Source organism: Paenibacillus sp. FSL K6-2524 (genome assembly GCF_038005525.1).
GTDB classification, from domain to species: domain Bacteria; phylum Bacillota; class Bacilli; order Paenibacillales; family Paenibacillaceae; genus Fontibacillus; species Fontibacillus anaericanus.
In genome coordinates this window covers 4,616,040-4,629,441 of the sequence record NZ_JBBOSP010000001.1, presented here as the reverse complement: position 1 = coordinate 4,629,441, position 13,402 = coordinate 4,616,040, and the positions used below count along the sequence as shown (strand labels likewise).

Annotated in this window: 8 protein-coding genes; all 8 read left to right on the top strand. The window is 49.4% G+C overall.

Annotated elements, in window-relative coordinates; all coding sequences use genetic code 11:
- Positions 1-32 precede the first annotated feature (32 nt).
- The 8 genes from NST85_RS21620 (at position 33) to NST85_RS21585 (ending at position 13,345) form a co-directional block, all read left to right on the top strand.
- Positions 33-2,282: an FAD-dependent oxidoreductase gene (locus NST85_RS21620; RefSeq protein ID WP_341190347.1), complete on the top strand. Its 2,250-nt coding sequence runs from the start codon at positions 33-35 to the stop codon at positions 2,280-2,282.
- 284 nt (positions 2,283-2,566) lie between these two features.
- On the top strand, positions 2,567-4,363 hold the full coding sequence (locus tag NST85_RS21615; RefSeq protein ID WP_341190346.1) for a cache domain-containing sensor histidine kinase: 1,797 nt from the start codon (positions 2,567-2,569) through the stop codon (positions 4,361-4,363).
- Complete coding sequence (locus NST85_RS21610; RefSeq protein ID WP_341190345.1) at positions 4,335-5,771, top strand: response regulator; 1,437 nt, start codon at positions 4,335-4,337, stop codon at positions 5,769-5,771. Before NST85_RS21615 ends, NST85_RS21610 begins: the two co-directional genes overlap by 29 nt.
- A 146-nt stretch (positions 5,772-5,917) precedes the next feature.
- Positions 5,918-7,207: an ABC transporter substrate-binding protein gene (locus tag NST85_RS21605; RefSeq protein ID WP_341190344.1), complete on the top strand. Its 1,290-nt coding sequence runs from the start codon at positions 5,918-5,920 to the stop codon at positions 7,205-7,207.
- A 114-nt stretch (positions 7,208-7,321) separates the two neighbouring features.
- Complete coding sequence (locus NST85_RS21600) at positions 7,322-8,191, top strand: carbohydrate ABC transporter permease (protein WP_127192335.1); 870 nt, start codon at positions 7,322-7,324, stop codon at positions 8,189-8,191.
- A gap of 19 nt (positions 8,192-8,210) precedes the next feature.
- Positions 8,211-9,059 carry a carbohydrate ABC transporter permease gene (locus NST85_RS21595; RefSeq protein ID WP_341190343.1) on the top strand — a complete coding sequence of 283 codons (849 nt, stop codon included), beginning with the start codon at positions 8,211-8,213 and terminating at the stop codon, positions 9,057-9,059.
- 168 nt (positions 9,060-9,227) lie between these two features.
- Positions 9,228-12,365, top strand: coding sequence for an alpha-mannosidase (locus NST85_RS21590; protein ID WP_341190342.1), 3,138 nt, complete (start codon positions 9,228-9,230; stop codon positions 12,363-12,365).
- A 23-nt stretch (positions 12,366-12,388) separates the two neighbouring features.
- On the top strand, positions 12,389-13,345 hold the full coding sequence (locus tag NST85_RS21585; RefSeq protein ID WP_341190341.1) for an acetylxylan esterase: 957 nt from the start codon (positions 12,389-12,391) through the stop codon (positions 13,343-13,345).
- The last annotated feature ends 57 nt before the right edge of the window (positions 13,346-13,402 follow it).

The following is a 13,402-nucleotide window of genomic DNA, read 5'->3' as shown; positions in this document are numbered from 1 at the left end:
TATTGAATTGCGTTATAAGGAGATGTTCATTCATGAGGCAGGAAGTTATAATGTCGGATATTACAGTTGTCGGCGGCGGTCTGGCGGGAGTGAGTGCTGCTGTTGCTGCAGCTCGGTTGGGCAGGACTGTATCGCTTATTCAGAATCGTCCGGTGCTAGGTGGAAATTCAAGCAGCGAGGTACGTGTTTGGGTTTGTGGAGCTACCGCCCACGGAACGAACCGTTATGCGCGCGAGACCGGTATTATGGGTGAAATGTTCGTAGAAAATCAGTACCGAAATATCGACGGGAACCCGTATATTTGGGATATGATTCTGCTCGAGACTGTGCGCGCAGAGCCCAATATTCGCTTGTTTTTGAATACCGATGTCTATGAAGTGGAAGCCGAAGGCGATGCGGACAGCAGGGTTATTTGTTCTGTTACCGGCTGGATGATGGGTTCAGAGCGGCGTATTCGTTTTGAAAGCAGTATGTTCCTAGATTGTACGGGCGATGGACTGGTCGGATTTCTGGCCGGGGCAAAGTACCACGTCGGCCGCGAGGCGAGGGACGAGTACAACGAGGACTGGGCACCGCCCGTTGCGGATGATATTACACTGGGGAGTACGATGTTCTTCTATACGAAGGATGCAGGCCATCCTGTCAAGTTTACGCAGCCAAGTTTTGCGAAGGATATAACGAAGACAACCATTCCGCTGAAGCGCGTCATCCGTAGCGGTGATAATGGATGCGCTTATTGGTGGATCGAATGGGGCGGGGAACTGGATACGGTTCACGACAACGAGCAGATCCGCGACGAGTTATGGGCAGTGATCTATGGTATATGGGACTATATTAAAAATTCCGGCAACTTCGATGCCGACAATATGGCGCTGGAGTGGGTGGGATCCATCCCGGGGAAGCGCGAGTATCGCCGTTTCATTGGAGATTATGTACTTAACCAAAATGATATCGTGGCTCAGCGCGAGTTTGAAGATGGCGTGGCCTTCGGCGGATGGTCTATCGATTTGCATCCTCCGCAAGGGATGTATTCGACAGAAAGCGGCTCCAAGCATTTACATGCGGACGGGGTGTACCATGTTCCATTCCGATCCCTATATTCCGTCAATGTAAACAATTTGATTATGGCCGGCCGTGATATCAGCGCATCTCATGTGGCATTCGGAACGACCCGTGTTATGGCGACTTGCGCCGTTATCGGTGAGGCTGCGGGTGCCGGTGCTGCATTATGCGCGGAGAAGGGAGTTTCTCCACGCGAGCTCTACCGGAACCATTTGCGAGAACTTCAACAAACACTGCTTCGCCAGGATGCGTCTATCATCGGTTTCCGCAATGAAGATTCGGCCGATTTGGCGCGGAGTGCCAAATCAACGGCTTCCAGCACGTTGACGCAGCTAGCTGTGGAGAAGCCGGCCGAATCGTATCGACTAGTTTCCGATATCAGCTTGCTCCTACCGGTTGATCCGGAGCTGACTGGGATTGATTTATTCGTCGATGCGGCGGAGAACACGACATTGGAGCTGGAGCTATGGGATACCGGACGAGGTGAGAACTATGTCCCGCATACGATACAGACGACTGCTTCGACTCCGGTAACGAAAGGCGCAGGACAGTGGGTGAGGCTGCTCCTCCATTGGAAGCCTGATACTCCACAGAACGCTTTCCTCATTGTCAAAGCGAATGAACGGATTGTCTTGCATCTGTCCGATGAGCCGCAATTTGGGGTGCTTGCGTTCGAGAAAGGACCACAACCTGTCGTTTCCCCGGACCTGGGGGATCAACAGCCAGATCAGCCGGTTGTACAGTGGAATATGCGCCCGTTTGTCCGCAAGCCGTTCTGCTTCCGTCTTCTCTCGCCGACACAAGCATTCACTCCAGATAAAGTGATCGACGGATATCACAGGCCGTATGCGGGTCCGCATCTGTGGTCGTCAGTCTTCCTGCGGGAAGACACGCCGGAGTGGCTGGAGCTGAGTTGGTCGACACCAGTTAATATTTGCACGATTCATCTTACATTTAATGACGACGTGAACGAGGATTTGATTAATCTTCATCATCACCGCACATCCTTCGAGACAATTCCCGAACTGGTCAAGGATTACCGCGTGCAGATTTATATGAACGGCGAATGGATCTCCGTCGCCGAAGGTCGAAACAATCGGAAACGCAAAGTGGTGCATACACTGGGTCGGCCGGTTACCTCCAACCGTCTCCGCGTAGTGGTGGACGCGACCAACGGTTGCCCGCGGGCGGAGATTGTCGAGATTCGCGTATACGAATAATAGACAACAAGGTGTAGGCGCAGTTCAGTAACTCCTAAGAATCGTTATATGAATCTACAAGTTTTATATCTACTGGCTTCGTTTTTGCTCGTGATATAATCGAATGAATGATGAACAATAAACCAAGCCCGCAATGGGTTAGGCAAAAAAAACCTCTTGAACAGAGGTTTTTTTTGCCTATTCGAGAAATCCGGCAATTATTCGGGTGAACGAATACATGTCTCGGCACTCTTCGTAAAATGAGAAATTCGACTACTACTATTTTGAGGAGTGGATCCTACACGATGCTAAACTGGCGATATTTGCTTCCGAATACCTTGAAGTACAGGCTTATCATAGCTTATATCACCCTTCTGATGGTTCCATTGTGTGTCGCTATTTTTTATTTGTTCCAGCATTTTGAATCGATTCGCCAGAAGGATATGATGGATCGAATGTCCGAGCGTATGCAACAGGTGCATGTGTCCTTGACGGATATGATGGCATTTGCCTATAAGGCGAATATCATGCTGAGCCAGGATGAGAGCCTGATCCAGATTATGCACGATCCGGACAAATATGACCCCCTTGAACGAAAGAAAGTGATCGAGAGCAAAATGTTTGGAATCAACAACAGCTTTTTCTTTCATCAGACGGAGCTGTATTTTAGGTTCATCGACCTTAAAGGTAATGTATATACCTCCTATGCTCCTAATAGCCAGTTGACCAATGAGCTGAAAGATTTACAAGATTGGCAGAGTAAGCTACAAAGCGGGGCTCATTCATACCGCTGGGTGGCGGATGATTGGAATGATGTGAACGGCAGCCAAGGAAACAAGTTTCTGAGCCTATACACCGTTCTCGACGACCAACTGCGGGGAAATTTCGGACTTGCGCAGATTAGCATCAACATACAGGAATGGTTCCGCAGCACTTTAAAGGATAGCCCGGTTAACCAGGATTTAACCATCTTTACCGGACGAGGAGAGACCGTTCTGCAAAGCAAGAAAACAGACTTCAGCATGGATATGATGCAGAGGATTATGTCTCTCCAGGCACAGGAAGGACACTATGAGGATAAACACTCCTCTTCCCTCGTCAATTACAGCTATCTTGAGGAGCTGGACTGGTATGTGGTGAGTCAAATGCCACTAAGCGAGCTGCAGCAGGAAATTCGGCAATTAAGGTTTATCGTTTTTCTCTTTTTGACCATTCTGGTCATTGTCTTCGTGCTGGTGACGATCATCCTGTCTGCCCGGATGACGGAGCCGTTATATGTCCTAGAGCGCAGCATGGAGGAGGCGCTGGACAAGAAGCTGAATGTCAAAATTACCATCGGTAAGGATGCAACAGCCGAGGTGCGCTCCCTTGGTGAGAGCTTCAATCGGATGATTGATGATGTTGTCGCGCTTATTAACAAGCTTAAGCTGGAAGAGCGGCAAAAGCAGGCGGTTCGTTTCCAAATGCTGCTCTCTCAAATGAATCCACATTTTCTGTTGAATACCTTAAATACGGTTAAATGGATTGCCAGAAAAGAAAAGCAGAAAGAGATTGCAGACATTTGCACCTCTTTGGGGCTAATACTGGAGGCAAGCCTAAACTCGGAAATTGAATTGATTTCCCTCAAAGAAGAAATAAAGCTGTTGCGTTCTTATGAATCCATACAGGCTTTTCGCTTTCGGAATCATTTCGTCATTATTTATGAAATGGATGAATCGGTTCAACACGCTCTAGTTCCCAAGCTTAGTCTACAACCTCTGGTAGAGAATTCCATCGTTCATGGCTTTGACGTGGCTGACGGGTGCGGCACGATTTGGGTGAGAGTCAGAGCGGAGGGAAGCGAGCTTATTCTGGAGGTGGAGGATAATGGTATTGGCATGGAAGCAGCCGCTCTCAAACCGGGAAGACGAAGCGGTCATGGCATCGGACTGAGCAATCTGAGAGAAAGGCTACAGTTGCTTTTTAAGGAGGAAGGCTCCATGGAATTTATATCCGATGCGGAAGGGACCCTGATCCGATTTCGGTTACCTTTGCTGATTGCGACGCCTTATTCACAGGAAGGAGACGGTGGGTATGTGGACGATTTTACTGGTGGAAGATGAAGCGTTTGTCCGTGAAGCCATCCGGGAAACGGTGGATTGGGAACGCCACGGATTTTGCGTTGTAGGTGAGGCAGGGAACGGCAAGGAAGCTCTCGCGGCTATTATGAGTCTTAAGCCTGACGTCGTGATCGCTGATATTGTCATGCCGGGGATGGACGGGATTGAACTATTGAAAGAAACACGGAAGGCGGGAATCCGCAGCCGTTTTATTATGCTGACGGCCATGGGCCACTTTGATTATGCCCGGGATGCCCTCCAGTACGGGGCTTTTAACTATCTGTTAAAGTTGTCCTTAAATGATGAAGTTCTGTTGGAGAGCTTGGGGCGTATTAAGGGATCTTTGCTTGAGGAACTCAGCATGGCTGGAGAGGCGCTTTATCCTTATTATCATCGTATCTGGTCAGGCATTCGGGGAACGGTCGCGTCGGCCGATAAAGATCAGGCCGGAACGATTGCGGCAGCGGAGAAATTCCGCAGTTTGAGCCTTGATATTGTTACCGTTTTAAGCGGAGCTACCCCTTCTGCTGCGGAACAGGCAGGTATCCAAACCGAGGAGTATCAGTTGGTTCAAGCCTTCTATGAGGGGGGGCAGACAACCTTCTTTTGCTGGAGCTTTCAGAAGACGGCAGAGTATGTGAGCTGGAACAAGTCGAACTGTTCCATTGGACTGGCGGCTGGTAGCAGTCTGACTCAGCTGTCTCAGGATTGGCGCTCTGCGCTGAATCAGTTGAACGGGGAGTGGTACGGTTGTAAGGCAATTCCGGTGAAGGAGCGACACGAGTTGCCACCTATCGCGGAGCTGGAGGCCGAGCTGATCCGCTGCTTTGAAGAACGCGACGAACTCAAATGCGCCGAGGTGACAGCTCTGATATGGGACAGCATGGAGATATCGGCTTTTTCCCATATGGAAGTGAAAATGTTCGCTGCGCATCTTCTTCATATGCTAGTAATGCTGGCAGGGCGGAAATCGGAGGACCGGCAAGAAATCAACTCGGTTACCAGCCATGAATCGCTGCTTGTCTATGTACAGTATGCCATATATGAGCTGATCCGGCAGATGAAGGAGGAAAATGTAAGTTATACAGATCATCCCGAGGTGAATCGGGTGATTCAATATATGCTGGAGCATTACAAGGAAAATATCAAGGTTGCGGATTTAGCCAGGCTGGTATCCATTAACGTGGATTATTTAAGCACCGTGTTTGGCAAAAAAACCGGACTGACGCCGATCGCTTATTTGCAAAATATCCGGATCGAGCAGGCGAAGCGCTTGCTGTTGCATTCCAAGCTAAATGTGGAAGAAATCGCTTTTCAAACGGGTTTTGCCGATGATGCGTACTTCATTAAGGTATTCAAGCGTATGGTTGGGCAAACGCCTAGCTCCTTCAGACGGGAGAATAACATCTAAGTTTTGTACTATTAATCTGCAAGTTTCAACCCTTATGAGACAAGGGGCGGCTTGGTATAGTTGGGGTGAATCAAACATCCAATTTAAGGGAGGTTGCAGGTAAGATGAGAAACAGAAGATGGATGATTGCAGGGCTGGCGCTGCTTGTGGCGGTGCCTCTGGCACTTGCTGGCTGCGGTGCAAAAGGCGGTAATCAAACGGAGGGAACGTCTCCTGAGGCAAGTACGGCCAGCAGTGACCCGATCAAGCTTACCCTGTGGGGAGCGGTACCATCTGAGAATGGTCCCCAAGAAGTTGTAGACAACTGGAATAAACAGAATCCGGACATTCAGGTAGAGTATGTGCGTTTCGTCAATGACGATGCGGGCAATCTGAAGCTGGATACGGCGCTTATCTCTAGTCAGCCCGTGGATATGTACGTGAACTATGATTTCAGCCTTTACGAGAAGCGGATCAAAGCAGGCAACGCGCTGGATCTCAGTAAGTTCTCCGACTACAACGTGGACGATAAAATGGGAGAAGGAGCTGCGTTATGGAAAGTAGACGATAAGTATTATGGTCTGCCGACCCAGAAGGGCTTATCCTTTGTCTGGCTGAACAAGGATATGCTTGATGCCAAGGGACTACCAATTCCGACGGAGTGGGGGTTAGATGAGTTCAGAGATTATGCCGCCCAGCTCAAGTCTGACAAAGTCTGGGGATTGGCGCAAAGCGATTATTACTTCAATGTGCCTATCAACGGTTCTTTGCAGAAGCAAAGCTTACAACTGACAAAGGCCGATGGAACCTCTGCTTTTGACAACCCGCTGACGGTTAAGACGCTTCAGGTTTATTTCGACATGATGTTCACCGATAAGAGCTTGATGCCTCATACGGAGCAAATCACTTCGAAGCCTGCCTTGGACCAAATGTTTGTGAAGGGAGAAACGGCAATGTTGTTCTCTACAAACCAGATATTCCGCACGACGAACAATGTGCAAGAATTTCCACGGACATTCAAGGTCGCGGCGGCTCCGGCTCCCAAGGTGAACAAGGATCAGAGCGATTATATTAATGCCGGTGGCTTGGGTGATGTGATTTCCATCAATCCTAGCACCAAACATCAGGAAGCTGCCTGGAAGTTTATCCAATGGTATGCGGATGGCGGCATGCTACCTATGGCGGCGGGCGGAAGAGTACCTTCCTCCAAGGACTTCCCTGTCGATGAGGCTGTCGCCCTTATGTTCAAAGGCGTGGAAGACACTTATGATCTGGATTCAATCAAGCGGGTCATGTTTGGCGATTTGCCGCTTGGCTTAAGCCGTCTGGACCGGAAGACAGGGACTGAGCAGCAAGCAGTCTATGACAAAGCATTTACCCAGAAGCTGACACCAGAGGAAGCCGCGAAGGAATTGGCACGGATACACAATGATAATTTGAAAGCGTTATCTAAATAGCACCATCAGCCAAGGAGGGGGGGAGGTTAGTATCACATCCCTCCTTGGCTGCAAGCTGTATGAAGCTACAGCTACATTATATAGAGAGAAAGGCGGTGACCGATCGTGAGTTGGATGAAGCGGCAGAGGCTGATTGGTTATGTGTTTATCGCTCCCAATCTAATCGGAATGATGGTGTTTATGCTCGTTCCTGCCCTGTTTTCCTTTTATTTAATGTTTACGGATTGGGTATTCGCTAGTGGGCAATCCCCGCACTTCGTTGGATTGGATAATTTCAGGATGATGGTGAGAGATGATTTATTTGTTGTATCGGTCAAAAACACCTTATTGGTACTGATTCCTGTACCGATTTCTATTATGCTCGGATTTCTGATTGCAGTCATGCTCAATAATCGTACTTATTTGCAGAAGACTTTACGAGCGTTTTTTTTCGCACCTTATTTTACCAGCGGTATCGCTATCGCTTTCGTCTGGATGGTGCTATTTCAGCCTACTAACGGTCCAATAAATGCCTTTCTGCGATCCATAGGCGTATCGGATCCTCCACTATGGTTTGCTTCGCCGGATACGGCGATGTATGCAGTGCTGATCATGATGACCGCCGGCGGCATCGGCTACAACATGATCATTTATTTGGCTGCACTGCAGGAGATGTCTTCCGAGCAGCTGGAAGCTGCCAAGATGGATGGAGCAACATTTGGGCAGTTACTACGCCTAATTATATTTCCATTGGTTAGTCCGACGACTTTTTTCTTGATGATCACGGGCTTTATCGGCTCTATCAAGGGGTTTGGCATGATTTATGCGATAACTCAAGGAGGGCCAGGCAATAGTACGACCGTTTTCTCTATTTTCGCATATAAAAAAGCCTTCAACTTCTATGAAATGGGTTACGCTTCGGCCGTCTCATGGACCATGTTCCTGATCATCCTTTGCATCACGGTTATTCAGTGGGTTGGCCAGAAAAAGTGGGTCCATTATTAACAGAGGGGAAGACGCACAAATGGATACGAGAAATATCAGAATAATCAGAGAACGGGTGATTAAAAGCTTCAATACGATCATCATGACGCTAGCCAGTCTACTGCTGCTGTCGCCAATGATCTGGATGATCAGCACCTCGTTTAAGAAACCGAAGGATGTCTTCACTTATCCGATTCAATGGATTCCGCACGATCCAGTATGGACCAACCACTTTAAGGTATGGATGACGGGAGACGGATTTGCACTCTTCTATTTCAATTCCCTGAAGATTTCTATAATTTTGATGATTGGAGCTCCTTTGCTCGCTGCCTTTGCGGCATATGGCTTTAGCCGTATTCCGTTTAAGGGGAGGGACGGTATCTTTTTACTATATCTATGTCTGATGATGATTCCACCACAAGTACTTTTTGTACCGAAATTTATCATGTTTGATTGGATGAAAATTTACAACACCCATTGGGCGCTCATTCTTCCGGGCTTGTTTACGGTGTTCGGCGTCTTCATGATTCGGCAATTTTTCATGAGCATTCCCCACGAAATATCTGAAGCGGCTTTTATTGATGGTGCCGGTCATTTTCGGATTTTCTTTCAATTGTTCCTGCCACTCTCCAAACCGGTACTGGCAACTTTCGCTATTATTGATTTTACTTGGACTTGGAACGATTATGAGAACGCTTTGATTTTCCTGTTGGACAAAAAACTGTTCACGGTACCACTTGGCATGCAAAATTTCATGCTGGAAGCAGGAGTGGACTATAACATGATGATGGCCGCAGCTACAGCGGGAGTCGTGCCGTTACTCATCGTCTTCTTCCTGGGCCAAAAATATATTATTCAAGGGTTCTCAAGTTCTGCTGTCAAAGGATAAACGATTAATATGACCATTAGAGGAATTGAGCGCTGATTCTGGCCTGTGCCTCTACTTACTCAAGATAAATTTTCCAGACTTTTAAGGTGTGAAATAAACAAAATGAGCTTTTCATACCTTAGAATTTTTTTTGAATAATAACACGTGCTATAAGAGGGGACTTGAAACATGTTTTGGACTGAAGAGAAGCTTGAGCAACGCTTAAATGAGTTGGATGGGTACCGGTATCGAGACTTGCGCCCGATTGGGGAATGGATGTTCACGCCCGATTTAGACAAGATGAACGGCGCCAGGCCGCCGGCGACCCCGAGCTGCGATGCAACGATACAAATCGGTGACCGCTGGAAGGGTCGTGATCTATATGTTTGGTTAAGGCAACGGGTTACGATCCCGTCCGAATGGTCGGAACATACGGTAGTCGGGCGATTCGATTTTGGAAGCACGGGGCCGGGACATAATTCGGGCTTCGAATCGCTGCTTTATGTGAACGGCGCTCCATATCAAGGTGTCGATTCCAACCATATAGAAGTATTCATGCGACAGGAATGGGCCGGAACCGAAGTCGACCTTTGTTTTCGGTTATGGTCTGGATTGGAGGGAGGCGGAATACCGCAGGAGCAAGAGCATCAGATCAGGAAGGCGGAGCTTACTGTGCTGGACGAGGCTGCTGATGACCTCTATTTCACGGGCCGGGGTGTATTGAATACGGTCAAGGTACTTGAGGAGCATCAACCGGAACGGTTCGAGTTGCTGCAGTCACTGGACTACGCCTTTAAGCTGATCGATTGGTCCAAGCCCGGATCGGAGGCGTTTTACGATTCGATCCGGCAGGCAGCAGGTGCGCTGCGCGAGTCAGTGGCGTCGTGGGAGAAGACGAGTCAGGTCGCGGTGCAATGCATTGGCCATACGCATATCGACGTCGCGTGGTTATGGCGACTGACGCATACCCGCGAAAAAGCGGCGCGCTCTTTTTCCACTGTCCTGCGGCTGATGGAGAAGTACCCGGAATACGTATTTCTGCAAACGCAACCCCAACTGTACGAATACATCAAGGAAGACTATCCGGACATCTACGAAGACATCAAACAGCGCATCAAGGAGGGGCGCTGGGAGGCGGGCGGCGCCATGTGGCTAGAGGCCGACTGCAATTTAACCAGTGGAGAATCACTCGTTCGGCAAATCCTGTACGGGACCCGCTTCCTACAGCAGGAATTCGGCGTGACCTGTAGTTACTTATGGTTGCCCGATGTATTTGGCTACAGCTGGGCATTACCGCAAATATTGAAGAAAGCGAATATCGATACATTCATGACGACAAAGATCAGCTGGAGCCAGTACAACCGGATGCCGCACGACACCTTCATCTGGCGTGGTATCGACGGCTCCGAGGTGCTGACGCATTTCGTGACGACACCGGAGGTTCCCGGATCGACGGTATGGTGGTATACCTACAACGGGTTAATCGAGCCGTACTCCGTCAAAGGAATTTGGGATACGTACCGAGACAAAGGCTTGAATCGTGAGCTCCTGCTGTCGTATGGCTACGGTGACGGTGGCGGAGGGGTCAATCGCGACATGCTGGAGATGCGGCGCCGCCTGAACGAAATTCCCGGCCTGCCCCACGTGAAAACGGGCCGGGCGGGAGACTATTTCGCGAGGTTGCAGGAGACCGTAGAGAAGACGGACCAGTACGTGCATACGTGGGACGGTGAGCTATACCTGGAATACCACAGGGGAACCTATACGAGCCAGGCGTATAACAAACGGATGAACCGGAAGCTGGAGTTCCTGTACCGGGACGCGGAGTGGCTGCAGTCGTTGAATGGGGTTGTTGGCGCTGGATGGAAGGAATATCCACAGCAGAAGCTGTACAAGGGCTGGAAGACGATTATGCGGAACCAGTTTCACGATATTATTCCGGGCTCATCCATTCCGGAGGTTTACGAAGATACACGGCGGGAATATGCAGAAGCGGAAGTGTGGGGACTGGAGGCCCGAAAGGATGCTGCCGAAGCGCTTACTACGGTGGATCCTATGGCGTGGACGGTGTGGAACAACGCCTCCTATGCGCGCACCGAGTTGGTTCGGATACCGGCCGAGTCCGGCATGGAATCGGGCCACTGGATCGCCGCGAATGGCAGGGAACTTGATGCCGTAAAATTAGATGATTTCTGGAAGGTCTGCGTTACCGACGTGCCTCCAGCGGGGGGGCTGACCATTCGTTTCGAGCCGTCTCCGTTGGACATGAAGGAAGCACAGCCGAAGTTCACCTATGAATGCCGCAAGCTCACAACGCCGTTTTACGTGCTGGAATGGAACGAGTTCGGGCAGTTGACGCATCTATACGACCGTAAGGCAAAGCGTGAGGTTATCGCCGAGGGAACGTGCGGCAACGTGCTTCAGGTGTTTGAAGACAAACCAAAAATGTTCGACGCATGGGATATCGATTTGTTCTACCAGGAGAAACAGCGCGAAATCAGGCAACTCGAATCGGTTGCCTTGATCGAGAACGACGCGTACAGTGCAGTTCTGCGTTTCGAGTGGCGGTATATGGATTCGCAGATCGTTCAGAACTTGACCGTTTACGCAGACAGCCGGCGCATCGATTTCGCTTCTAGGGTCGACTGGCGGGAGAAGCAGCAGCTGTTGAAGGTCGCTTTTCCGGTACAGGTCCGCGCTACGGAAGCGACGTACGACATCCAGTTCGGCAACGTCAAACGTCCGACGCATTGGAATACGAGCTGGGATTATGCGCGCTTCGAGACGGTCGCGCATCAATGGGTCGATTTGTCCGAGCGGGGCTTCGGGGTTAGTCTGTTGAACGACTGCAAATACGGTCATGACATTAAGGATAACATCATCCGGCTGACCTTAATCAAATCCGCTACGTATCCGGATCCGAATGCGGACCAAGGTCTCCATCAATTTACGTATTCGCTGTTTCCTCACTCCGGAGATTGGGTGGCGGATGGTACCGTACGAGAAGCCGCTTCGCTCAATCAGCCGCTAACACTGCTTAAAGGTTTCGCCGCCTTGTCAGGCAAATCGATGCTGCAGCTCGATGTGGATCATGTCATAGTTGACACGGTGAAGAAGGCGGAGGACAGCGATCAGGTTGTAATCAGGCTGCATGAATATACGGGTGCGCGTAGCAACGTTATTCTCTCCAGCGATTTCCACATCGTTTCGTGGCAGGAAACCGATTTGTTGGAACAGCCGATTATCCCGCTTCAAGAAGGTCCACATATCTCCTTTGATATAAAGCCGTACGAAATCAAGACATTCCTTATTGATATGAAACCGTAATGAAAGGGTAGAGGAGAAGAGCTATGCCAATTATCGATATGCCATTAGAACAATTGAGAACCTATCAAGGAACTAATCCACGCCCGGCGGATTTTGATGAGTATTGGGAACGGGCTCTCGCGGAGATGCGCGCAGTTGATCCGCAGGTAGAGCTTGTGCCTAGTAGCTTTCAAGCGCCAAATGCGGAATGCTTCGACTTGTATTTCACCGGTGTGAAGGGGGCGCGAATTCATGCGAAATATGTACGTCCCATGCATACGGAAGCCCCTCATCCGGCTGTGGTAATGTTTCACGGATATTCCGGTCATTCCGGCGATTGGGGCGAGAAGCTGGCCTACTCCTCGCTAGGCTTCTCTGTGCTTGCCATGGATTGCCGCGGTCAGGGAGGAAGCTCGGAGGATGTTGGTGGCGTGAAGGGAAATACCCATCACGGACATATTATCCGTGGTTTGGACGATCATCCGGATGAACTGCTATTCCGCCACATATTTTTGGATACGGCACAATTAGCCGGAATAGCGATGGAACTGCCTGAAGTCGATCCTGAGCGCGTTTATGCAGCGGGAGGATCTCAGGGAGGAGGACTTACAATAGCTTGTGCTGCGTTGGAGCCAAGGGTGAAGAAGTTGGCTCCGATCTACCCTTTTCTTAGCGATTACAAGCGCACATGGGACATGGACTTGGATCAGGAAGCTTATGGGGAGCTGCGTACATATTTCCGCTATTATGATATGTTGCATGAGCGTGAACATGAAGTGTTTCAGAAGCTCGGATATATTGATATACAGTTTCTGGCTGAACGGATCAAAGGAGAAGTTATAATGTCCGTTGGATTGATGGATACAATATGTGCGCCGTCAACGCAATTTGCAGCCTACAATAAAATGAATACGAAAAAGAAACTTGTTATTTATCCTGATTTCGGACATGAGTATTTGCCTGGGTCGTCGGATCGGACAATGCAATTTTTTCTAGAGTAAAGCTAAAAAGCTTGTAAAGTTGGATTCCCAGCTTTACAAGCTTTTTATTCTCTATTA

What these genes read in the sequence shown, in the direction of transcription:
- NST85_RS21620 (WP_341190347.1), top strand. Translation starts at nt 33, where the DNA reads ATGAGGCAGGAAGTTATAATGTCGGATATTACAGTTGTCGGCGGCGGT.
- NST85_RS21615 (WP_341190346.1), top strand. Translation starts at nt 2,567, where the DNA reads ATGCTAAACTGGCGATATTTGCTTCCGAATACCTTGAAGTACAGGCTT.
- NST85_RS21610 (WP_341190345.1), top strand. Translation starts at nt 4,335, where the DNA reads ATGTGGACGATTTTACTGGTGGAAGATGAAGCGTTTGTCCGTGAAGCC.
- NST85_RS21600 (WP_127192335.1), top strand. Translation starts at nt 7,322, where the DNA reads ATGAAGCGGCAGAGGCTGATTGGTTATGTGTTTATCGCTCCCAATCTA.
- NST85_RS21595 (WP_341190343.1), top strand. Translation starts at nt 8,211, where the DNA reads ATGGATACGAGAAATATCAGAATAATCAGAGAACGGGTGATTAAAAGC.
- NST85_RS21590 (WP_341190342.1), top strand. Translation starts at nt 9,228, where the DNA reads ATGTTTTGGACTGAAGAGAAGCTTGAGCAACGCTTAAATGAGTTGGAT.
- NST85_RS21585 (WP_341190341.1), top strand. Translation starts at nt 12,389, where the DNA reads ATGCCAATTATCGATATGCCATTAGAACAATTGAGAACCTATCAAGGA.